This is a genomic window from Pontibacter silvestris (assembly GCF_020907275.1).
GTDB classification, from domain to species: domain Bacteria; phylum Bacteroidota; class Bacteroidia; order Cytophagales; family Hymenobacteraceae; genus Pontibacter; species Pontibacter silvestris.
This window is the reverse complement of the sequence record NZ_JAJJWI010000017.1, coordinates 63,384-86,622: the sequence shown is the minus strand read 5'-3', so window position 1 is coordinate 86,622 and position 23,239 is coordinate 63,384. Positions and strand designations below refer to the sequence as shown.

Below are 23,239 nucleotides of genomic sequence, written 5' to 3'. Positions count from 1 at the left end.
TGATAAAGGTCACTAATCCGACTGATGGCTATCATTCTTTACAAGAATAAACAGACGTAGCTTTAACTTGTTCATTAAGATTTATCAAGTCAGCAATCATGAAAACTATTTTAGTACCTACTGATTTTTCAGAATATGCAGGTAATACGCTGTTATATGCACAGGAAGTTGCCAGAGTGATCAATGCAAAAGTTGTGCTCTTCCATGCTTTTCATCAGCCTCTGGAGCTTTACGATGCCTTCTATGTTGATACAGTCATTCCAAAGCTTGAGCAGGAGAAAACAAAAGAGCTGGAGGCTTATGCAAATAAGATCAGACAATCTGTTTACACAGATTTCGCCCTTCAGTTTAATAGCACTGGAGGTGCAGTAGCTGATAAGAGTACTATACTCCCTGAATTAGAAAGCAAATTTCATACAGTTAAAATTGGTCATGTACCTGCTTACGCAACAGCTGTAGAGCCTATATGTGTCGCTAAGTTTGGAGTGGCTTTTGATCAGATTTTAAAAGCAACTGAAGCTTACAAAGCTGATTTAGTTATCATGGGGATGCGCGGCGAAGGAGCGACAAGCAATGCATTTCTTGGCCGTACTACCATTGCCGTTATGCAGGAAACAAAAGTACCTGTACTGGCAGTACCGCAAAGCTGGCCATTCGGAAGTATTAAATCTGTTGTTCTTGCAGCAGATTTAAATCAGTTTCCTGGTTCTAATGCTCTTAACTGGCTGCGCGGCTTTGTGCAAGATTTTAAGGCTAAGTTACAGGTTTTACACATTTTTAAAGAGGGTTTAAATGAAGCCGAGCAAAACAAAGCTTTAGCAACTTTGAAAGAGTTAGATCAACTCCTTTACAACGTCGACTTTGAAGTTTTCTTCCAGCACAGAAAAGGCATCGCAGAAGGTATTCAGCAGTTTGTTCAGGACCAATATGCTGATTTGCTGGTACTGGCCCCCCAGAGGCACACTTTCCTGGACAGGTTACTGAACCAAAGTGTAACAAAACGAATTACAAAGCAGGTCTTTATCCCTCTTTTAGCTTTACCCAGCTTAGAAACTCGTAAAGCTACTGCCACACCAGAACATTTAGCAGAAGAACAAGTTTAACTACTTAAATCAGAAGTCTGAAATCATAAGCCTCCTTAGCCAGAACGCCTTTATAAAGCAGAACAGGCACTCGAACCATGTAGACTTATAGTTTTATTTAAAACCAGTTTTCAAACTCATAATCAGTTTGTCCCAATATGAGAGTTATATTTTTCAGTGCTAAAGCCTATGATCAGCAGTTCTTCAACGCAGCCAATGAAAAATTCGGATTTACGATAAAATTTCTGGAGGCTCCACTTACCAAAAGCACCGCTGTGTTAGCCAAAGGTTATAATGTAGCTTGTGTTTTTGTAAATGACCTTATCAGTGCAGATGAGTTACAGGAATTAGCCAATCAGGGTGTCGGCTTGATTGCTTTACGTTGTGCCGGCTATAATAACATAGATCTGAAAGCAGCGCAAGAACTGGGTATAAAAGTGGTGCGGGTGCCGGCTTACTCACCCTATTCGGTAGCCGAGCATACCATTGCCTTAATCCTGACGCTAAACAGGAAAACGCACCGCGCTTATAACCTGGTAAAAGAAGGTAACTTTTCTTTAAACGGACTGCTTGGCTTTGACTTGCATAACAAAACTGTAGGCCTGATAGGATTAGGTAAAATTGGTTTATGTACTGCCAGAATATTAAAAGGCTTTGGCTGTCGTGTATTGGGCTACGACATAGCTGAACCGAAAGAAGCAGCGAGTATAGGAATTGAGTTCACTACACCGGATGATTTATATGCTCAATCAGACATTGTCTCTCTTCACTGCCCGCTTACCCCGGGCACCTATCACATCATTAATCCAGACTCAATTAAAAAGATGAAAAAAGGTGTGATGCTGATCAATACAAGCCGGGGAGCATTGATAGATACTAAAGCCGTAATCGAAGGCCTTAAGCATGAGCATATCAGCTACCTTGGGTTGGATGTTTATGAGGAGGAATCAGACTTATTTTTTGAGGACCTATCTAACAAAGTGATTCAGGATGATGTTTTTATGCGCCTGCTCTCTTTTAACAATGTGCTGATAACGGGCCACCAGGCTTTCTTCACCAGCAATGCCTTACAGAATATAGCGGAAATTACCCTACAGAACATCGAAGACTATAAAAACAAACTGGAGCTAAAAAATGAGATAGTCTGCAGCTAAAGCTTATTCTTATGCTTCCAAATCCCGCAACGGGTTCATCAGGAATTCATTAAAGGGCTTTATACTTTTAAAGGCATCTAGTACAACATCCATAAAGCCGTTGCTTAATACGACTTCGTCTTGGAGTGGCATAACTGCGTTCCAGCTTTTATAGCGCAGATATTCTATAGCCGGATTTTCTTTATCATATCCTTTGGGAGTAGTCTTCAGTTGCTCTCCAGACACACCCCCGAACTTTGCCTGAAAGTCTGATGAGGCTACTATGCCTTTAAACTCATCTAGATTATAATCTATCTCCTGACGCACAGCCTTCAGTTGCTCCGATGGAGGAAACCACAACCCGCCAGCCACAAAAGAGTTATTGTTGCCCGCCAGGTGCAGATAATATCCAGGATTGATAGACTTTCTGCCACCCTCTGCTATATAAGCTCCGAAATGATCTTTGTAAGGGCGCTTATCATTAGAGAAACGTACATCACGGTAAATGCGGAATATTAAATCCTTTCCTTTCTGGCCTATGGCTATTGGTTCAAATGGCTGCATGTGTTCCAGCAAATCATCTAAAAAAGAGATGTAGTTTTTCCGGGCTGCCTCATACTGCTTTTTATGCTCATTAAACCATTCGCGGGTATTGTACTGAGTTAAATCCGCCAGAAAAGTAAGTGTAGTATTGGCTATAGTCGCAGGCATTGGCTTTGTGTCCTTTACAGTGTCACATTTATTCAAGGTCTAATCTACAGCAAATCCCTGGAATGAAGAAACTCCATAGCTATTAAAATCTAAAAAGGCTTTAACAAAACAGCCCCGCTAAATACCAAATTTAGCGGGGCTACAAGACCTGGACTTATCCTTAGTCTGTTTTTATATTAGAAGTGGCAGGCTATGTGGTGTATTGCTGCAGCATTTTAGTAATAATGGCAGGCATGGCTCCTATATCCATCACCATAAACCCATGTAGGGAATTAGAAAGTTTAGGATCCATGTTAAAACCAATAATCCGTGCATTATACTTTAGGTATTTTTTTACGGGCAACGATATTGTAGTATGTTCAATATCTATGTCTGCCATTAGCTTTTCCAGTAAATCTTTAGTGAAAGGCTTTTGCTGGAAGAGCATCTTCTCGTAGTGCTCTTTACAGAGTCTGTACCTGAAACTTTTACGGGTCTGCACATACTTAGCCAACTTCAGGTCGTAGAAATGAGAAGTAATCAAATCAACCAACTGCATTTTAGATGTGTTAGTAAAAGTATTGCTGATGTTAACTGAACCAATCAAGTACCGGTAAGACGGGCGCTTCTCCAGATAAGTAGTTATTCCTTTCCAGAGTAACAGCAAAGGCAACGGCTCCGACACATATTCCTCTCTTACAAAAGAGCGCCCTATCTCTACTGACGCCTTAAGTGTAGGCACTAATTTGTCTTTCATCTTAAACAGAGAATGCAAATAGAAGCCTTGTTTACCATACTTTTTGTAGATAGACTTACCTTTGCCTAACCTGTAAGCACCTACTATAAGCCGCGCATCACGATCATACAAGAAGAGGTGCTGGTAATAAGCATCATACTCATCCTGATCTATAGCCTTGTTAGTGCCCTCTCCTATAGCTCTTAAGCTTAGCTCTCGCAAACGCCCCAGTTCCTGTACTATGTTAGGTGCCTGTTCCTGGCTAGCGATATACACCTCCATATTCTGATGTACAAATAGCTTCGCTGACTCAGGCAGTAAAGACAATTCCTTTAATATAACTTTTTTATCTATCTCTGCTACAACAACTTCAGGAACAGTATAACTCTCAAGCTGTTGCAATACGTTGGCTTGCTCCTTATTAAAATCTTTGCCTAATGCGTATGTTTTAGCCCTTACGTATTCCAACAGTTGGTTTTCAGGAAAAGCGTGTAGCTTATTATAAGCTATTGGCTCCCCAATATGCACTTTAATTGTTTTACCTTTCTTGCTCATGAGTTGAGCGGGTAACTGGGCTGTACGCAGCAAAGGATTCAAGTAGCCTAACATACTAGATGATAAGCTGGTATCGCCGCTTATGTACACAGGAATTACATGAACTTTCGCCTTATGAATAAGATGCTCTATGGAACTATGCCATTGTGAGTCTGCTGCCTGTGATGCTCCGGCTTTATAGCTTGCTGGTTCACCTGCCGGGAATATGCCCAATGGCATATCGTTTTGCAATTGCCTTAGCGACTCTTCCAGGCTACTTATACTGCTGTCTAGATGTTGTTGCTTAAGGGGATTAACCGAAACAAGCAGCTTATGCAAGTTAGACACTTGCATAAGCTGGTGGTTGGCCATTATCTTAAAGTCGGGACGGGTGTGGGCAAACAGTTTCATCAAGATAAGGCCATCCAGTGTACCATAAGGATGGTTAGCTACGGTAATAAAACCACCTGTTGCGGGAATATTCGCTAAATCATGGGGGTGAACATCCAGCTTAATGTCAAACTGGTTTAATACTTCATCAACAAACTGTAATCCTTCATAAGCATTAATTGTACTATACAACTGATTTAAATCCTTTAACTTAAGAAACTGCATCAGTAATGGTGACAAATATGTTGCTTTTAGCTTACTGAGAGACGCTGATGTAAATTGCTGCTGGTTGGTAATTATCTCCATACCCCACTTTCACTTTAAAATCTTTTTTATCGAAAGTAAAAATATAAATGCAGTATTACCTGCACGTTAATTGGATGTTATGTTATGATAAAATTACCGGTAGGTTTATGTGCAGAAGTATCTGGGTGTAAAAAAAGAGGGTTCTCCATCCTTATAAAAGCTAAAAGACCCTCGACAGTACTCCTCTTTAAAATTGCACTATTTATGGTTAAGCACAGTCAGTGCAAAAGATTTACATCCAGGTCTTCTATATAATCTAAATCCGAAAGAAGAGGCAATAGCGCATAAGAAAGGTTTAGTTCTTCAACATCCTGTACTGTATCAGGAAAAACATGTGCGGAGCTCCATCGCTTATCACGAAAGAGCTTCGGATAATAGTGCCGCATACCTAAAAGGTAGTATCCACCATCTAGGGCAGGGCCTATTACTACATCATGCTCCTGCAGCTTCCGGAAAGCCAGTTCTACTATCTTCTGCGTTAACTGCTGGCAATCGCTACCAATAATAACGACAGAAGAATAGCCTTCGGCAAAAGCAGCAGCAAAGGCAGCAGACATTTTATCACCTAAATCGCCTGTTGGTTGCAGCTTTTTCTGATATTTTTCATCTGGCCATAAGTCATCTGTCTCAACTTTATCAGAGTAGTAAACTACTTTTTCAGCTGTAAGGTGCTGCGTAGCTAATAAAGTGTGCTTAAGCAAGCGTACATAAATATTCAGAGCAGCTATCGGACCTACTGAAGCTGCCAGGCGGGTTTTCACTTTCCCTAATTCGGGGTTACGAACGAAGAGTATCAGCAACTCAGGCTGCTTCATGAAATGTTTTTTCGCCTTCGTGCAGCCACATTCCCCAACTGAGGGAATGGGCATGCACTCTGGTGGTTTTACCTAAATGGTCGAACACAGGAAAACCTTGGTTTACCCACTCAAAGATGCCGCCGTAGAGGTTGTACACATTCCTGTAGCCTGCTTTCTGGAGTTTCTCTCCCAGGCGCTCGCCCCGAGAACCTGTAGAGCAATAAACTACAATGGGCGTATCTTTTGGTATTGCTTTGAATTCTTTTAGATCTAACTTGTTGTATTCAGCATGGTAAGCGCCGGGAATGTGACTGACTTTATGCTCATTTAAGGTTCGAGCATCCAATAGCAGCATTTGTTCATGCCGCTGCATCATTTTCATCAGATCAGCTGACTTTATTTGCTGAACCGTGTTTCTGTACATCCCCTTAAGCGCTAAAGCATAGGCTTTCCCTGTTCCCTGACCAAAAAGATGGAGCAGCAGGAACCAACAAAAAGCGGCAGTTATATATACTTTTCTGCGCATCATTATAAAAGAACAAGCTATTTTATTGTACCCAGATATTTCACTTCACCGTTTCACCACCACAGCTAGAACCTGCACCAGCAGTACAGCCGTAGCAGTGCTGGTTTAAAACAATGTTCCTGTCATCCAGTTGTTTAATATTAAACTGGTTAATATGCTGTGGCCTATCACGTTCTACTTTCAACTCCAACATCTGGTTGAAGTCACAGTCATATAGGTAGCCATCCCACCCGACAGAGAGGGTGTTACGACACATAACGTTATTTGCAGCAGCAGGGTTGAAGGCATCCACTAATTTTTGCATGTAATTTTGGTAATTGCCACTATTAACCAGGTAATCTAAGTAACGACTAATTGGAAGATTTGTGATACAAAATAAATTATTAAATTCTATTCCGTAGCCATTCTTCAGTCTGCGCTTAAATTCAGCCTCCAATGATTTCTGCCCGCTTGGTAAAAAAGCACCTGACGGATTGTATACCAGGTCCAGCATCAGACCGCTATTTTCCTGTCCGTAGCCTGCCTCATTCAGCATCAGCAAAGCTTTTATAGACTTCTCAAACACTCCATCGCCACGTTGTGCATCGGTGCGGGAAGCCTGAAAATATGGTAATGAAGATACTATATGTACCCGATGCTCTTTAAAGAACTCAGGCAGGTTGTAGTACTTTTTATTAGCCAAAATAATAGTAAGATTACAGCGCACTATAACCTGCCTGCCTCGCTTACATATCTCCTGTACAAACCACCTGAAATCCGGGTTCATTTCGGGGGCACCGCCTGTCAGATCTACGGTCGTAATCTGTGGGGAATTATCTAAAGCAGCAAGGCAATGCTGCATTGTTTCCCGTGTCATAATCTCTTTACGATCCGGCCCGGCATCTACATGGCAATGCTTGCAGGTCTGGTTACACATTTTGCCTACATTAACCTGTAGAATAGTGGTACCTGTAGGCTGCAACGGATACAGCCCATGCTCCAGCAACTGTTCTGCAAAAGCAGGAAAAGTTTCTCCTTGCTTTACAGGCTGCTGCAGCACTTGTAACTGATAAAAAGGGTCAGCAAACTGATGGTGTTGGTTCTTGAGTGATTTTACCGTAGAGGCCATAGGCTACATAGATAACTCTTTCACTTTATTCATCATCTGCACGCCATGCACTAAGGCAGCACCACCTTTTATGGCCGCAGCTACATGCACAGCTTCCATCATCTGTGTTTCGTCAGCACCTTTCTGCAGGCAATCTGTGCTATAGGCATCAATACAATATGGGCACTGAACGGCATGCGCCACAGCCAGGGCTATCAATGCTTTTTCACGTTCGGTTAACGCCCCTTCTTTGAATACTTCTCCATAATAATCAAAAAACTTACGGCCCATTTCAGGCTGAAACTCGGTTACGTTACCAAACTTAGCCAGGTCTGCCGGGTTGTAGTATGAATTCTCCATAATCTTGTTAGTACTTGATGATGTTTGAAAAGAACATTGATATTGATGCTTATGCTGATAATGCAAAGCCAAGATAGCTTCAAGTGTTGGTCAGCTTTTAGAACCAGAAAGATCAAAAGCACGAATGTTAATATAACTATCTTCTAACCTTTTTATCTAAAAAAGGTTTTAAACAAGTACCAAACTTAGTGTATAAACATGCTTAAAAGCACGTATAAGAGGCTTTATGTATATTTATACCATAACCAACTATTAGCAAAATGGCTATAGAAACAAGAAATCCCGCTACAAACGAGTTGATAAAAACCTTTGAACCAGACACTACCGAGGAGGTACAACGTAAAATTGAAGCCGCTGATAAGGCTTTCCAGAGCTGGCGAAAGGTCAGTTTTGATAAAAGAGCAAAGCACATGAACAAGCAGGCCGAAGTTTTGGAAAAGGGAGCAGAAAAATATGGGAGAATCATATCTCTGGAGATGGGTAAGCCCTTAAAAGATGCGATTGCAGAGATAAAGAAGTGTGCGCTGGTATGCCGCTATTATGCCGACAGCGCTGCTGAATTTATGAAAGACGAAGAAATAAATTCAGCAGCATCGAGAAGCCTTATCTCCTATGAGCCCCTGGGTATTATTCTGGCTGTTATGCCCTGGAACTTCCCTTTCTGGCAGGCTTACCGTTTTCTGGCACCGGCCCTGATGGCAGGAAACGTAGGAGTACTAAAGCATGCTTCTAATGTACCTCAGTGCGCTTTGGCTATTGAGGAAATCGTTAGAGAAGCAGGTTTTCCTGATGATGTGTTTCAAACACTGCTAATTGGCTCAAAAGAAGTAAATGCCGTTATTGAACATCCGCTGGTAAGAGCTGTTACATTAACTGGCAGTGAAGGGGCCGGATCTAAAATAGCGGAGAAAGCCGGACAGCAAATAAAGAAAACGGTGCTGGAGCTAGGCGGAAGCGATCCGTTTATAGTGCTGGAAGATGCTGATATAGAAGAAGCCGCTGAGTTTGCCGTAAGAGCGCGTATGATAAACACCGGGCAAAGCTGTATTGCAGCCAAACGCTTTATTGTGGTGGAGAGTGTAGCAGATACATTCCTGCAAAAAATGAAAGATAAAATGGCCAGCCTCCGTACCGGCAACCCACTAGAAGAAGAATGCGACTATGGCCCATTGGCACGTAAAGACCTTGCCGAAGAACTGCAAAAGCAAGTAGATCAGTCTATCAAAAAAGGAGCTACTGTAGTGCTGGACGGCGGGCATGTAAATAAGGACAGTGCTTATTTTAAGCCAATGATTTTAAGAGATGTAAAACCAGGTATGCCTGCTTATGATGAGGAGATGTTTGGCCCTGTTGCTGCTATAATGGTGGCAAAAGACGAAGACGAAGCCATCAAAATTGCGAACGACAACCGCTATGGCCTTGCTGGCGCAGTATGGACCAGAGACAAAGAACGCGGCCTGCGTGTAGCCCGACAGGTGGAGACCGGAGCCATGTTCGTTAATGCAATGGTTGCCTCCTCTCCGGAAGTTCCTTTTGGAGGTATCAAAAAGTCTGGCTATGGCCGTGAACTATCTTACCTCGGTATACGGGAGTTTGTAAATCAGAAGAGTATCTGGATTGGGTAAAAACGCCTGGATTTGGCTATCAAAATAAATGAAGAAAACTTAAATAGTCATCATGTAGGGTTTTCAGTTCTTTCCGGGTTGGCAGCCCTGCATGATGACTATAACTAACCACATCAGCAGTACCCTAATATTTTATATATTATATAACCAGAGATTTCATGGATAAGGCGTTGCCATGAATGAAGTGCATCTGCACTTGGTATAATAGTTTCATCCGGGGTAAACCTTCTTTCATAAGAGTAAAAGTCAGTGCTGAAATGGTCGGTTGCAACACCTGCTTTTTCGAAACAGCCAGCTGCGCGTCGCATGTGAAAAGCAGAGGTTACCAATAACAACTTTTTAAGCTCCGGATGCTGCATAAGCAGTTCTTTAGTATTTACTGCATTTTCGTGGGTATTACGGCTGTTAACTTCTGTTATGACATCTTCTTCCGGCACACCAGCCATCAGCAGTACTTTCTCAATTTGCTCCGACTCCGGAATCCCCTCTCCTAATACTAAACCGTGGCCACCAGAAATAATAAGTTTCTGCACTTTGTCCATTCGGTATAGCTGTAAAGGGTGCAGAAAGCGGTCAGCACCTTTATACGTATGTACACGATCTGGAATATCCTCTCTAAAAGAGGTCACACCCGATAGAATAATGGCAGCATCATAATTATCTACGTCGCTTACAGGCGTTGCTTCAACCTCCCAGGCGCGCCAGGCTTCATTCGCTAAAAAAGGATTTGAAAGCACTAGTAACAACGCTACAGCCGACACTAAACAGCCACGCTTCTTTTCAGGTGATTTAAGGAAAAGGGCCAATAAAAGCAAAACTAACACCCATAGTAAAGGCATTAGCAGGAAATGAAGAGTTTTAGAAAGTATGTAAAACATGTAGCGGATCAAAATAAAATCCAAAGCAACAGGAACACTATTACCATCACCAAAACAGAAATTACATCCTTATGCAGCTTCAATTTTCGAGGCATGATAGAAACCTGCGTTGGAGGCAACAAGTTAGTAAGCTAAGTCAAAGCTAAAAAATAAAGGTTGCTATGCTAAAAGAACTTACGAAAAACCCACATTAGCAGAGACAACAAAATACTGAGAAGCAGCATACTGGTTATAGGAGCATAAAAGCGAGCGTTCTTTTTCTCAACCCGGATATCCCCTGGCAACTGTCCAAACCAGCTAAACTTGTCTCCGGCCAGCCACACGATAAGGCCAAGCACTACCAGTACAACACCTACTACCACAATTGTCTTACCTATTGGCTGCATGGGCTTTTTAACTTTAGTATTTAGCTCTAAAAGCTAGCTCTCACTCCAACGGAGAGACTTAAAATATCACCAAACTTAATAGACTTATCTCTTATCCATGAGGTTACAATAAGATCATATGTACCCACCTCGCCATAAAGACTAAGCCTTTTTAGAAACATATCGTTACCAAAATCACGATTTACAGAGGCACCGGCAAAGCCTAGTACACGCACTGCTTCAGACCACCAGTAATATCCCCTCGGATAATCTTCTGCCCAATTAAGAGACAGCTGATCATTAAAATAAACGCTTGCGCCCAGGCCAACTCTTAAAGGAGTAACGCTATAATCTTCTCCAATATTAATTTTGTATGGTAGGTAGGTTAGCTTTAAGGTAGCCAGATGCAGCACCTCTTTTGCCTGGTACTTGGGAACAAACCCGTAAAGAATGTCTGCTGTAACCTTTTTGCTGAATAGATCATAGCTTGGCCCTACAGCCAAAAAGCCCATATTACCGGCATGCTGTACCACTACCCCCTCAGGCACATACCATGCCCTTTTATGATTCAGGCTATCTTCAGCGCTTTGACTCCTGCCAGACAACGGCAAACTCAACAGCAAGAGCAGTAACAATTTAACGTTCATCGCTGGGGCTTCAAAAGTTTACACGCTCAAACTGAACGTCTTTTCCTATAACGTTCATCACAATATACTCCCGCTTACTTGTAGTAGACACATTCAAATGATCCACCCCTCCCTCTTTCACCTTATAGTAGTCATAGTTGTGGTTGTGGCCATGTATAGACATGCTCACATTATGTTGTTCTAATAAGTTCTCATATTCCGTTGCTTTATCTGCGCCAAACTCAACGTTGGTAGGCGGTATATGTGAAACAACAAACGTATTAAGGTAAGAAGAAGCATCTGCTAATTCACTCTCCAGCCACTCAAGATCCGGGGCATTTTTATCAAATTCCAGGTAGTTTGTATTCAGGAAAATAAATTTGCGATCAGCAACTGTAAAGCTAAAATTAAAGTCCCCGTACATAGCCTCATAAACCTGCTTTCCGTTGTTCGTTGCATCATGGTTTCCGATAACGGCTACATAAGGTACTTTCATCCTTTCAAAGCTTTGGTATATCCACTTAAACTCTTTCAAAAGCCCGAAATCTGTAATATCACCACCTAGCAAAACAAATGCTATATCATTGCGCTTGTTAAGAGCGTCAACTAAATCGTCATCATCTGAGTAAAAGCCCTGTACATCAGCAGTCAGCACAAAACGCAGTGTATCAGAAGGAGATATATTAAGAGCTTTAATTCTTTCAATACTCCGGTTATTAACATCCCTCTCATTTTTATCTAAGCGAACTTCATAGGGGCTGTACTCAAACTTATCACAAGCTTGTAAAGCTAATAAGACAAGTAAAAAGAATGCCATTAAAAGTTTTCGGCAGTATAGAATTGTTTTCATATATCATCATTCTCCTCTCTCCTTTTTTCATCTGCTAGTATTAAATACAGAATCTCGACAGAATTGTTTATTTAGTTAGCGTTATAATGGGGCGTTATGTGTTTTACAAAATGTATAAAGCTTTAATACTGTTATTTTAAAACACACTTCTTTATCATTTTCCTCTACGTTACCATGGCTAGGTTTCAGTGTTGAAGATTCCTGTTGCCCAAAATTGGTTGCATTACTTGTGTTACTAATAACTTAGTACTAAAACTTTACCCAATCTTTTACCCTGTTTATACAGACCACCAGTAAACAATGTTTAAACATTATATGCAAATATAATAAATTAAGGTAACACTATATAAGCTATAGCAGCATGCTTCATCTAAAACCTGTTCATTATTTTGCTGCCTACCTTGTTTATCAAGCTTAATAAAGGTTCGGAATTATAGGCTGAAAGCTGTAAATTTGAATGCTGTAGTAATTATTAAACATAAGATACCTTGAAAGTTTGCATTGCTGAAAAACCAAGTGTAGCCCGTGAGATAGCCATGGTAATTGGTGCCAAAACAAAGAAAGACGGCTATTACGAAGGCAATGGCTATCAGGTAACCTGGACCTTTGGCCACTTCTGCCAGCTTCGCGAACCAGATGATTACCGCCCTGAGTGGAAGCGCTGGAGCCTCTACGATCTGCCTATGTTACCAGAGCAGTATGGCATTAAGCTTTTAAAGGACAAAGGTGTAGAGCAGCAGTTTAAAATCATCAAAAAACTTTTGGACAATGCTGAGGAGGTTATTAATTGCGGTGACGCAGGCCAGGAAGGAGAAGTAATACAGCGCTGGGTACTTACGGAAGCTAAGTTCAGAAGGCCTTTTAAACGCCTTTGGATATCTTCCCTTACAGAAGAATCTATTCGACAGGGCTTTGCTCAACTGCGTGAGGGCTCTGAGTTTGACACACTTTACCAGGCTGGCAAAAGCCGTGCTATAGGCGACTGGCTACTGGGCCTGAATGCTACACGCCTTTTTACATTAAAGTATGCCCAGGGGCGCCAAACCTTATCCATTGGCCGGGTACAGACACCCACGTTGGCAATGATTGTAAACCGGCACCATGAGATTGTAAACTTTGTACCGCAACCTTACTGGGAGCTTAAAACCATTTACCGCGAAACTACCTTCTCCAGTACTAATGGCCGCTTTCAAAAGGAAGAAGAGGCGCAGAAAATAATGGAGGCGATAAAGGAGGCAGAGTTAACTATTACAGATGTTGACACCAAAAAAGGCACAGAGTCTCCGCCAAAACTTTTCGACCTTACCTCGCTGCAGATTGAGTGCAACAATAAACTCAGCCTTTCTGCTGACGAAACCCTGAAAACGGTGCAAAGTCTTTACGAAAAAAAAGTTATTTCTTATCCTCGTGTAGACACCGTCTTTCTGCCTGATGATATTTACCCTAAGATTCCGGGCATATTGCAGGGCTTAAGCAACTACAGCCAAGAAATATCATCACTGCTGCAAAACAAAATAAGAAAGACAAAAAAGGTCTTTAATAACAACAAAGTTACCGACCACCATGCTATTATACCGACAGGTGCAGCTGCTAATAGCTTGTATGGTCGCGAAGCAGATGTGTACGACATTATTACACGTCGCTTTATTGCAGCCTTTTACCCGGATTGTATAGTAAGTAATACCACCGTAATGGCCGATTCTGCTGGTTATGCTTTCCGGGTAAAGGGCAAGCAGATACTGGAACCAGGTTGGCGCGTAATATATGGTGCCGATGAAGCTAAGTCAGAAGGAACAGGCAAAGAAGGGGAAAGCAAAGACGAAGAAGAGGCATCAGGTGTATTACCTCACTTCGATATTGGAGAGCATGGGCCGCACACTCCTTTACTGGATAAAAAGATGACGAATCCTCCTAAAGAATATACCGAGGCAACGTTACTTCGTGCTATGGAAACGGCAGGCAGGCAGGTGGAAGACGAGGAACTGAAAGACGCGCTGAAAGAAAATGGCATTGGCAGACCCTCCACTCGGGCAGCCATTATAGAAACTCTTTTCAGACGCCAATACATCCGGAAGGAGAAAAAGAAAATAGTACCCACCCCCATGGGCATAGACCTGATAGGCGTTATAAAGAACCAGACACTTAAATCTGCTGAGATGACCGGGCAGTGGGAACGCAAGCTACGCCAGATTGAGGGAGGAGAATTTAAGGCCGATGCCTTTTTACAGGAGCTGCAGCGCTTTGTTATGGACCTTGTGCAGGAAGTAAAGTACGACAGAGCCACAGTTACTTTAGAGCCACAACAGGAAACAGAGCAAGCTGGCAAGCCTGTTAAGAAAGCCCAAAGCCAAGGCAAAGCTACCAGCCCTGCTAAAAAAGGACTTGGCCCATGCCCAGCCTGTAAAGAAGGTTATATATTAAAAGGGTCTAAAGCATTTGGTTGTATTCGCTACAAAGAAGGTTGCCGCTTTCTTATACCTATTGAGCTGCAAGGTAAACAACTGAGTGAAAAACAGGTGGAAGCTCTTCTTAGTAAAGGCAAGTCAGGTAAAATAAAAGGCTTTAAGGCTGATAATGGAGAAGATTTTAAGGCAACTATAAGGCTGAATACGTCTAACCAACTGATAGTGGAGAAGGCAGAAGCTGCGCCTAAAGTAGATCCTTTTGAAAGTTGCCCTCGTTGCAAGCAGGGCAAATTACTGAAAGGGAAGTCTGCCTATGGCTGTAGCAGGTTCAGGGAAGGCTGCCAGTTTGTTGTGCCGTTCGAAAAAGGCGGAAAACAGCTAACTGAGAAACAAGTTACGGCCCTCCTTTTGAAAGGCAAGACTCCTAAAATAAAAGGCTTTACATCTGAACAGTCAGGGAAAACCTTTGATGCTGCCTTAACCATAAATGAACAGTGGCAGGTAGTGTATCAGTTTAATTGATACACTACCTGCCATATAGAGAGGGCCGCCATTAAGTAATGGCGGCCCTCTCTATATGGGCGGCTAAAGTTATGTTATCGGATTCACTTAACTGTTATCATCACTTCTCTTTGAGTACGATTAGTTCGCTTATCCACGGCATCTATTACCAAAGAATAAACTCCTGGTTTGACATCACTCAGCATAACTGTGGTGTCAAACTCAACTACTCTTTTATCATGAAATTTACTGAATTTCACTAAATCAGCTTCATCTTCGCTTCCTTTAACTGAAAACGCAATATCTGTTATATTATCTTTATCTGTTCCTGTAATGTTGATGCGCAATCCCTGACTAGCATTTACAGTTTGGTTGGTAGACGGCGTATTGATAACTAAACTTGGGTTAGAACCATCTGGCTTAAGATCATCATCTCCAAAAAGCTCTTCGCAGGAGGTTAACATTACTATGGCCCCTAGTAAAGCCAGCATCGTTTTTGTTTTCATTGTACTATGGCTAAAAGTTATAATTGCGCATCTTTCAAACAGTCTTCGATTAGTCAATAAGAACTACTTCTTCAACAGCAAGCAAATGTACAAATACTATATTAAATACAAAATATAGATAAACTTTTTTACATAAAAAAAGAAGAGCAAATAATCTAACACAAGGCCATAGTCCTAATTTTTAACGCATAAAGTGCTATTAAACATTAAAACATAACATTAATTGAATTATATATAATATTTGTATTATAAACACATAATACAATTAACAAATCATACCAAAATTTTACTCAGCCTAGTTTTTTTACTATCACAGCACTTGTTTTATATAACTGAATGTTAATAAAACATTACAAAAACAAGGCTTAGTAACTAAACTAAACCTTGTCCGTAAAAAAATACTAGGATGTAGAAACATCTGTAGATTATAAATTGATCTCTAATTTAATTTATTGACTATGAGAAGCTATGAAAATTCGGGTTTTAACCCATATAATGATTTTGACAGAACACAATCCAGAAGTTCAGCACGTAACTACTATTCCGATAACTTTAGTTTAGGCGGTGATGAACGCGGTGCACATGGTAAGGATATCCATGGTCGCCGTACTGGAGATTTAGGAGCTGGACGTGACACTAGTGCTACGTCTGGTTATGGCGGTACTTCTACTTATGGTAGGTCCGCTGGTAACACCGGCAGCTATGATTCTAATTACAATAACGACAATAATAATAGCTATAGCTCCCGCAGTAACTACGATTCTGACCATGACCGTTTAGGATTCAGTACAGGTTCTAACCGTAATTATGGTTCATCCAGCAACCGCTATGACAACGACTATAGCAACAGTCGCTATAATAACAACCAAAGTTCTTACGACCGCTCAGGTAATGGTTGGGGACGCTCTTCTGATAATCCCTGGAACCGTTCATCAAATGACAGAGACAGAAGATGGGATGTGAACGACAGAAGTTCATCTGATTACTGGGACAGCAACTCTTCCAACAACTGGAACAGCGACAATAACCGTAGCTATGGGGGCACTGTAGGTTCAACCTATGGTGGATCTAACTATGGCCGCGACAACAACTTTGGTTCATCTTATAGCGATAGAGACCGCTTTTCTTCAGATAATAGCAGAAACAGAAGCTGGGATAACGACAGAAACCGAAACAGATACAATGATGATGACCGTGGTTTCTTTGATCGTGCAGGAGACGAAGTAAAGTCTTGGTTCGGAGATGATGAAGCAGAACGAAGAAGAAGACAGGATGAAATGCAGGACCGTTCAAACAACCGTGATCGTAGCAGCAATAATAACAGATACGGAACCTACAGTTCAGGAGGAACTTATAGTGGACCTCCCTATTCTTATGGTTCAGGCTCCAGAAGAGAATATGAGTGGTAATAGCCACAGAATAAGTTTAAAATAAATGTTTAAGTTTATTTAAGTACAAAAAGAATCCCCGCCGCATAATATGCGGCGGGGATTCTTTTTGTACTTAATATCTAATATAGTTTTATAGTTTTGTGCCTAATATATATGTTTCAGAACAGCTAAACAGAATGAAAAAGTTAATACTAGGAGCAGGATTAGCGTTAATAACAGGTTTTGCAAGTGCTCAACAAGTAGGCATAAAAGCAGGTTTAAATTATACTACTTTTAAAGGCGATGATGCAAAGAACTACGACTATAGACCTGGCTATACAGTAGGAGTAACAGCCCGAAAAGAAATCAACAATCATATTGGAATACAGCCCGAACTACTTTTTACATCAAAAGGAGCTAAGACTGAGACAACAAACGGCAATACAACAAGCAAAGAGAAAACACGCCTAAACTACCTGGACGTGCCTGTGTTACTCAGCATACAAACCAGTGGGCTTTTTTTTGAAGTAGGCCCGCAAATATCCTTCCTGCTAAAAGGAACACATACTAATTAGCTTACTAACACCTCGGGAAGCCGCACCACTACCACCACAACAGAAACGGATATAACAGACAATCCTTATCCTATTGATTTCGGATATGCTGCCGGAATCGGTTACCGCAGCATCAGCGGCCTAGGCATAGGCTTACGCTATAACGGCAGTTTTAAAGATGTAGACGATGAAGGTGCTTACGAAGGCAGGTCTAGGCGCAATTCATCTTTTCAAGTAACTCTCAGCTACACTAAAGGCTTTTAAAGAACCTCTTTTATTATAAAAGAAGAAAGCCTGGCACATAAAACCAGGCTTTCCTTCCAATAATCCTAATAGAGACTAAACTTACTTTAATTCTTATTCCGCAGCCTCATCATTTCCCTCTACGGTTTCCGGCTCCGGCACAATGCTATAAATGTAATCGTAGCGTTTAAAGATGTTCGAATCGACATTAAGATCTTTTAAAATACCCTCTTTGATGTCATATACCAGGCCGTGAATCTTTGGAGGATTATTGGCCTGCATAGCATTCTGAATGATAGATGTTTTATACAGATTACTTACCTGTTCAATTACATTTAGCTCAACTAAACGTCGTAAACGAGCTTCCTCATCCTTGATAGCAGTAATTTCTCCCTCATGCAGGCGCATTATATCTTTAATGTTACGGAGCCAGTTATCTATTAGGCCATACTGCTGGTTGCTTGCAGCCGCTGCGACGCCGCCACAACCATAATGCCCGCAAACGATAATATCTTTTACTTTCAGTACCTCAACCGCATACTGCAATACTGACAGTAAATTCACATCAGTATGTACCACTAAATTGGCAATGTTACGATGTACGAACATTTCGCCAGGCCCGGTACCAGAAATTTCACCAGCAGGAACGCGGCTATCGGAGCATCCAATAAAAAGATAACGAGGCTCCTGCCCTAAGGCTAATTTATTAAAATAATCTTTGTCTTCACTTAGTTTCTGAGCTACCCACTTCTTATTATTTTCAAATATTTTTTCCATATGAATTGTTGATTTTATTTTATAGCTTTTGTTATACCATTCAGTTAAACCAGATTAATGCATTTCCAGAACGCTTACCTCTTTAATATTAACCAGTTCTACCAGTATATTGCGTTCATGGGCAGTTTTTTTAAACTCCTGAATTGCCTCCAGAACATCATAATCTATATATTCTGAGTTGCCGCCGTCTATAATAACATGGCTGTTTTTTGGCAACTTATCTAACGTCATAATAATGCTGGCCTTGTTAAGAAACGAAACATGCTCACTCAATTTAATGCGAATAAGCTCCCGGTTGGTACTCTCCTCTTTATGGAAAAAGTAAGGTGAATTATAATTTGCTTTCAGAATATAGAAGATACCTACAGCCAAACCAATACAAATACCTATAAGCAGGTCAGTAAATAAGATAGCCACTATAGTCACAATAAAAGGAATAAACTGCTCGTGCCCTAACTTAATCTGGCTTTTGTATAAGCTTGGCTTAGTAAGCTTAAAGCCTACTACAAGCAACACAGCTGCCAAGGCTGACAGGGGCACCCGGTTTAAGAAACCAGCCAGGAATAAAACAGAAAGAAACAGGAAAACACCATGCACGAAGGATGACAACCTTGTCTGGGCGCCGGAAGCAACGTTCGCCGAGCCTCGCACAATAACTGCTGTCATTGGTAAACCACCTATCATACCACTTACAATGTTACCTACACCCTGTGCTTTAAGCTCCCGATTCATATCGCTGCGGCGCTTATGTGGGTCAAGTTTGTCAACTGCCTCCACGCTTAACAGTGTTTCTAAGCTAGCTACAATTGCTATGGTAAAAGCTACAAGGTACAGTTGAGGGTTTGTGAAAAAGCTGAAGTCTGGAAAGCGAAGTTCATTCCCCAGTTCCTGTGCACTGCTTATATTCGGGATGCTTACCAGGTGCGTATCAGCAATAGCCAGTTGAGGAATAAAACGCTCAAAAAGAGCATTAATGGCAATAGAAAGCAGAACTACAACTAAGGCACCTGGTACTAGTTTAAAAAACTTAAGGCGCTTCAGCTTTTCATTGTCCCAAACAATCAGGATAATGAGCGAAATGATACCTACAATCAGAGCTCCATGTTGTATGGAAGCAAAGGCATGCCCAATTTCAGAGAATGTATTACGGCCGTCTGCCTGAAAAAACTCCATCTCGCCAAAAAAGTCCTCATCTCCACCCATAAAGTGCGGTATTTGCTTTAGAATCAGAATCAGACCAATAGCAGCAAGCATACCACGAATCACAGACGAAGGAAAATACAGGCCGATAACTCCCGCTTTGACAAACCCTAGCACGAGCTGCAAGAAGCCAGCCAGCACTACAGCTAGCAAAAAAGCCTCAAACGTACCTAATGTTTCAATACCGTTCAGCACAATAACGGTAAGCCCTGCAGCTGGCCCGCTGACACTAAGCTGTGAGCCACTTAGCCAGGCAACCAACAAACCACCCACTATACCAGTAATCAAACCAGAAAATAATGGAGCACCAGAGGCCAGCGCTATACCCAAGCAAAGCGGAAGCGCAACAAGAAAGACAACCAGCCCTGACGGAATGTCTTTTCCTAAATTAGCCACAAAACTGGGTGTGCTTTTTATTTCTTTCATATTTGAATTCTAGTTAATCCCTAGCAGGATATACTAATGCTAATGGTGCCTAAAATTACAGAGGCCTTCACTTTATCAAAGATCGCCCCATAACATTAACATGGAGTTAACGTGAAATTAAAATGAGATTAAAATCACACCCTATTGGGAATGAACATGTAGGCCTGTGGCAGCTTTATGGTTACTTCAGTACCTTTGTTTATTCTCGAGTCTATCTGTATTGAGCCTCTGTGCAACTTCAGAATTCTCTCTGCCAAAGGCAAACCAATGCCATGGCCAGTAATATTCCGCACATTATCAGCACGGAAAAATGGCACAAACACATGCTTAAGGTCTTCTTGCGCAATACCAACCCCCTGATCCTTTACCTTTAGCGAAACATCTAGTTTCTCTACTGTTATGAAACCGGTGATAGCCCTTGTCTGAGGAGAAAATTTAATTGCATTCTCCAGCACGTTAACGACGGCTATTAATAATAGTGCCTCATTCCCTTTAATAATCAGTCGATCTTCATCATCCGGGAAGTTGGCAAAATCTATGTCTATGCGTGCATTAGGCTGTCGTTTCAAGGCTTGCTCCCGTGCCATCCACACCAGCTCATCAAAGCGCAGATAAGATTGTGTTATTTTAGAGGAATCCAAACTTGCCTGCGCAATCTGTAGCAGACCATTGGAAAGTTCTGCCAGCAGGCGAGCGTCTTCCAACGTAGATTGCAGCACACGTTGGTATTCCTTGGTCTCACGTGGTTTCATCAGAGCGACCTCCAACTCACCTATCATAGCTGTTAGCGGAGTTCGCAGTTCATGGGAGGCGTTGGATACAAAGGTACTTTGCATTTCAAAAGCAAGCTCTAATCTATCCAGCATCTTGTTAAAGATCTGAGCCAGGTGCGAAATCTCATCTTTCCCATCTGCATTGCTAAGACGCATGTTAAGGCCTGATGCATTAATCTTTTCAACCTCGCTTACAATCTTCTTAATCGGTCTCATTGCTTGCTTTGCAAAGGCCCAGCCAGCCACAATCACAATGCCCATCGAAACAAGAAAGCTGATGATAAGCAACACTTTCAGGTGCTGCAATTTGCGTAAGCTGTAAACATCAATGCAGGAAGACAGAACGATAAAGTCGCCTTCGTCATCAGGATAAAATACAGCAACAATCTGGCGCACACCCACGTCATACCTTACAACCTTCTGCCTTTTCACTTTTTCCAGCAGCTTTTGGTCTATGCTAAGCTCACCGTCACCATCAGAGAAATAACGGTCGCCATTACTCCTATAGATCCGTACTGCTTCATAAGGCAACGAATGGTAATATTTAATCATGTTCTGGTGCTGCGTAGAATCGCTTAGCTCATTTGCATCCAGCACATGATGTGCCGCGGCATAGGCACGCAGCCGTATACGTTCGTAAAAATCTGACTGCCGATAGAGAGATGTAAAGTAATATACCCCCAACGAAAATACCAGCAGCAAAATAGCAAAAATGCTAGTAAACTGTATCGTTAGCTTTTTCCGGATTATCATACCTCATTCTGCACCTTAAGTACATACCCCATACCCACCAGAGTATGTATAAGCTTTAGGTCATGCTCCTTATCGATCTTTTTCCGGAGAAAGTTAATGTAAACGTCTATGACGTTACTGCCTGTGTCGAAAGATGTCTCCCACACCTGTTCCGTTATATCCACCCTGGATACTACCCTGCCTTGGTTACGAAGCAAATAGTACAGCAAAGCAAATTCCCGGGCTGTAAGGGTAATAGGTTTACCAGCTCTTGTTACTGTTTTCCTGACAACATCCATCTCCAGGTCAGCTATGGTTAGTTTCTCACTGCTTATAGCTTCACTCCCTCGTCGCATAAGTGCCCTGATGCGGGCTAACAGTTCCTTAAACTCAAAGGGCTTGGTCAGGTAATCATCGGCACCGGCATCTAAACCTGTTATTTTATCATCTGTAGAACCCAGGGCTGTTAACATCAAAATGGCAACAGAAGTATTGTGCCTACGGATTTCACGACATGCATCCAGCCCATTCATGTTAGGTAAAATGATGTCTAAAATGATCAGATCATAATCATTCTGTAGTGCCATTTTCACCCCAAAAGTACCATCATAAGCCTGATCAATATCATAGGTTTGTTCTTCCAGCCCTTTTTTTATAAAAGAGGCTACTTTAGGTTCATCCTCAATCAGTAATATCTTCATGAACTTAATTAGATTTAGGTGCAATGTTCCGCTTGTAAAACAGTACTTTCATGCAAATGTAGTCATTAGATGTTAAACAGCTGAATATAGAAGTTGTTGCACTTTGGCATATATCTGATTAATTTGCTATTCGTTTTTATAAATATGGCACACGCACATCATCATAATCATAACCATGCAGGGCATGGGCATCACCATCATCATGCCGGCAGTAATATTAAAGTAGCTTTCTTCCTGAACCTGGGGTTTACCATTCTGGAAATTTTCGGTGGCCTCTGGATTAACAGTGTAGCTATACTCTCTGATGCACTCCATGACCTTGGCGACTCTCTATCGCTTGGGTTAGCCTGGTACTTTGAGAAAGTGGCCAAACGTGGTCGCGATCAGAATTATACGTTCGGTTACAAGCGCTTCTCTATGCTCGGAGCAGTAATAAACTCGGTGGTTCTTTTAGTAGGTTCCTTTATTGTTTTGTCAGAAGCAATACCCCGTATTTTTAACCCTCAGCCTGTAAATGCCACCGGAATGATCGGCTTTGCTGTACTGGGTATAATTGTAAACGGTGCAGCCGTACTCAAATTAAAAGGAGGGCCTTCTCTGAATGAGCGGGTAGTGCGCTTACACCTAATGGAGGATGTGTTAGGATGGGTAGCTGTGTTGGTCGGTGGTATTGTATTGTACTTTTTCAATTTTCCGGTTATAGACCCGCTGCTATCCTTGGCTATTACCATCTATGTACTTTATAATGTAGTACAAAACCTGCGGGAGAGCATGAAAATTATGTTACAGGGTACACCACCGCATATAAACCCAGCTGAGGTACAGGCCCGACTGGAACAGATATCAGCAATAAAATCTGTGCACGACCTGCACATCTGGACTTTAGACGGCATAAACCATGTACTCACTTTACATGCTGTTGTAGATGCAAACCTGCAACTACAGGACGCTGAGCAGATAAAACAAAATGTACGAAACGCAATGGCAGATATATATATAGGCCATGTTACCATGGAGCTAGAAATACCGGATCAGGAATGTAGTCAGCTGAACTGTAGTGCCTAGA

Annotated in this window: 22 protein-coding genes; 7 read left to right on the top strand and 15 right to left on the bottom strand. The window is 41.7% G+C overall.

Annotated features, from left to right (window positions below):
• The first annotated feature begins 98 nt into the window (after window positions 1–98).
• Both LN995_RS15605 and LN995_RS15600 read left to right on the top strand, forming a co-directional pair.
• The gene (locus tag LN995_RS15605; protein WP_229962012.1) at window positions 99–1,103 is read left to right on the top strand and encodes a universal stress protein; all 1,005 of its coding nucleotides are present in this window, start codon (window positions 99–101) and stop codon (window positions 1,101–1,103) included.
• A 137-nt stretch (window positions 1,104–1,240) separates the two neighbouring features.
• On the top strand, window positions 1,241–2,236 hold the full coding sequence (locus LN995_RS15600) for a 2-hydroxyacid dehydrogenase (protein WP_229962011.1): 996 nt from the start codon (window positions 1,241–1,243) through the stop codon (window positions 2,234–2,236).
• A 9-nt stretch (window positions 2,237–2,245) separates the two neighbouring features.
• Here LN995_RS15600 and LN995_RS15595 read toward each other — a convergent pair whose 3' ends face one another.
• The 6 genes from LN995_RS15595 to LN995_RS15570 form a co-directional block, all read right to left on the bottom strand.
• Window positions 2,246–2,926, bottom strand: coding sequence for a DUF2461 domain-containing protein (locus LN995_RS15595; protein ID WP_229962010.1), 681 nt, complete (start codon window positions 2,924–2,926; stop codon window positions 2,246–2,248).
• Between the two features lie 190 nt (window positions 2,927–3,116).
• A complete protein-coding gene (locus LN995_RS15590) occupies window positions 3,117–4,871 on the bottom strand; it encodes a lysophospholipid acyltransferase family protein (RefSeq protein WP_229962009.1) in 1,755 nt (584 codons plus the stop codon).
• A gap of 218 nt (window positions 4,872–5,089) precedes the next feature.
• Window positions 5,090–5,686 (bottom strand): TIGR04282 family arsenosugar biosynthesis glycosyltransferase, encoded by a 597-nt coding sequence (locus LN995_RS15585; protein WP_229962008.1) that lies wholly within the window; start codon window positions 5,684–5,686, stop codon window positions 5,090–5,092.
• Window positions 5,673–6,197 (bottom strand): rhodanese-like domain-containing protein, encoded by a 525-nt coding sequence (locus tag LN995_RS15580; protein WP_229962007.1) that lies wholly within the window; start codon window positions 6,195–6,197, stop codon window positions 5,673–5,675. Before LN995_RS15580 ends, LN995_RS15585 begins: the two co-directional genes overlap by 14 nt.
• A 37-nt stretch (window positions 6,198–6,234) precedes the next feature.
• Complete coding sequence (gene arsS, locus LN995_RS15575) at window positions 6,235–7,302, bottom strand: arsenosugar biosynthesis radical SAM (seleno)protein ArsS (RefSeq protein WP_229962006.1); 1,068 nt, start codon at window positions 7,300–7,302, stop codon at window positions 6,235–6,237.
• Between the two features lie 3 nt (window positions 7,303–7,305).
• The gene (locus tag LN995_RS15570) at window positions 7,306–7,641 is read right to left on the bottom strand and encodes an arsenosugar biosynthesis-associated peroxidase-like protein (protein WP_229962005.1); all 336 of its coding nucleotides are present in this window, start codon (window positions 7,639–7,641) and stop codon (window positions 7,306–7,308) included.
• 260 nt (window positions 7,642–7,901) lie between these two features.
• Here LN995_RS15570 and LN995_RS15565 point away from each other — a divergent pair, with 260 nt between their 5' ends.
• On the top strand, window positions 7,902–9,266 hold the full coding sequence (locus tag LN995_RS15565; protein ID WP_229962004.1) for an NAD-dependent succinate-semialdehyde dehydrogenase: 1,365 nt from the start codon (window positions 7,902–7,904) through the stop codon (window positions 9,264–9,266).
• Window positions 9,267–9,379: 113 nt separating this feature from the next.
• Here LN995_RS15565 and LN995_RS15560 read toward each other — a convergent pair whose 3' ends face one another.
• The 4 genes from LN995_RS15560 to LN995_RS15545 all read right to left on the bottom strand — a co-directional run bounded on the left by LN995_RS15560 (window position 9,380) and on the right by LN995_RS15545 (window position 11,952).
• Window positions 9,380–10,168 (bottom strand): YdcF family protein, encoded by a 789-nt coding sequence (locus LN995_RS15560; RefSeq protein WP_229962003.1) that lies wholly within the window; start codon window positions 10,166–10,168, stop codon window positions 9,380–9,382.
• Between the two features lie 140 nt (window positions 10,169–10,308).
• Complete coding sequence (locus LN995_RS15555; RefSeq protein ID WP_229962002.1) at window positions 10,309–10,530, bottom strand: DUF2905 domain-containing protein; 222 nt, start codon at window positions 10,528–10,530, stop codon at window positions 10,309–10,311.
• 26 nt (window positions 10,531–10,556) lie between these two features.
• Complete coding sequence (locus tag LN995_RS15550) at window positions 10,557–11,156, bottom strand: hypothetical protein (RefSeq protein ID WP_229962001.1); 600 nt, start codon at window positions 11,154–11,156, stop codon at window positions 10,557–10,559.
• Window positions 11,157–11,166: 10 nt separating this feature from the next.
• Window positions 11,167–11,952 carry a metallophosphoesterase family protein gene (locus LN995_RS15545; protein WP_229962000.1) on the bottom strand — a complete coding sequence of 262 codons (786 nt, stop codon included), beginning with the start codon at window positions 11,950–11,952 and terminating at the stop codon, window positions 11,167–11,169.
• Between the two features lie 521 nt (window positions 11,953–12,473).
• On the opposite strand from LN995_RS15545, the gene LN995_RS15540 reads away from it, so the two are divergent.
• Window positions 12,474–14,912, top strand: coding sequence for a type IA DNA topoisomerase (locus tag LN995_RS15540; protein WP_229961999.1), 2,439 nt, complete (start codon window positions 12,474–12,476; stop codon window positions 14,910–14,912).
• Between the two features lie 83 nt (window positions 14,913–14,995).
• Here the strand turns inward: LN995_RS15540 and LN995_RS15535 are convergent, their stop codons facing one another.
• Entirely contained in the window at window positions 14,996–15,397 is a 402-nt protein-coding gene (locus tag LN995_RS15535; protein WP_229961998.1) for an Ig-like domain-containing protein, read from the bottom strand.
• Between the two features lie 458 nt (window positions 15,398–15,855).
• Between LN995_RS15535 and LN995_RS15530 the strand changes: the two genes are divergently transcribed.
• On the top strand, window positions 15,856–16,806 hold the full coding sequence (locus LN995_RS15530) for an SWFGD domain-containing protein (protein ID WP_229961997.1): 951 nt from the start codon (window positions 15,856–15,858) through the stop codon (window positions 16,804–16,806).
• Between the two features lie 158 nt (window positions 16,807–16,964).
• Window positions 16,965–17,342 (top strand): porin family protein, encoded by a 378-nt coding sequence (locus LN995_RS15525; RefSeq protein WP_229961996.1) that lies wholly within the window; start codon window positions 16,965–16,967, stop codon window positions 17,340–17,342.
• 336 nt (window positions 17,343–17,678) lie between these two features.
• Here LN995_RS15525 and LN995_RS15520 read toward each other — a convergent pair whose 3' ends face one another.
• The 4 genes from LN995_RS15520 to LN995_RS15505 form a co-directional block, all read right to left on the bottom strand.
• Window positions 17,679–18,341, bottom strand: a complete 663-nt coding sequence (locus tag LN995_RS15520; protein ID WP_229961995.1) for a carbonic anhydrase — start codon at window positions 18,339–18,341, stop codon at window positions 17,679–17,681.
• A 54-nt stretch (window positions 18,342–18,395) separates the two neighbouring features.
• On the bottom strand, window positions 18,396–19,967 hold the full coding sequence (locus LN995_RS15515; RefSeq protein ID WP_229961994.1) for a SulP family inorganic anion transporter: 1,572 nt from the start codon (window positions 19,965–19,967) through the stop codon (window positions 18,396–18,398).
• 134 nt (window positions 19,968–20,101) lie between these two features.
• Window positions 20,102–21,493: a HAMP domain-containing sensor histidine kinase gene (locus LN995_RS15510; protein ID WP_229961993.1), complete on the bottom strand. Its 1,392-nt coding sequence runs from the start codon at window positions 21,491–21,493 to the stop codon at window positions 20,102–20,104.
• Window positions 21,490–22,173 (bottom strand): response regulator, encoded by a 684-nt coding sequence (locus LN995_RS15505; RefSeq protein ID WP_229961992.1) that lies wholly within the window; start codon window positions 22,171–22,173, stop codon window positions 21,490–21,492. The genes LN995_RS15510 and LN995_RS15505 overlap by 4 nt, the downstream gene beginning before the upstream one ends.
• A 144-nt stretch (window positions 22,174–22,317) precedes the next feature.
• Here LN995_RS15505 and LN995_RS15500 point away from each other — a divergent pair, with 144 nt between their 5' ends.
• Entirely contained in the window at window positions 22,318–23,238 is a 921-nt protein-coding gene (locus tag LN995_RS15500; protein ID WP_229961991.1) for a cation diffusion facilitator family transporter, read from the top strand.
• Window position 23,239 lies beyond the last annotated feature (1 nt).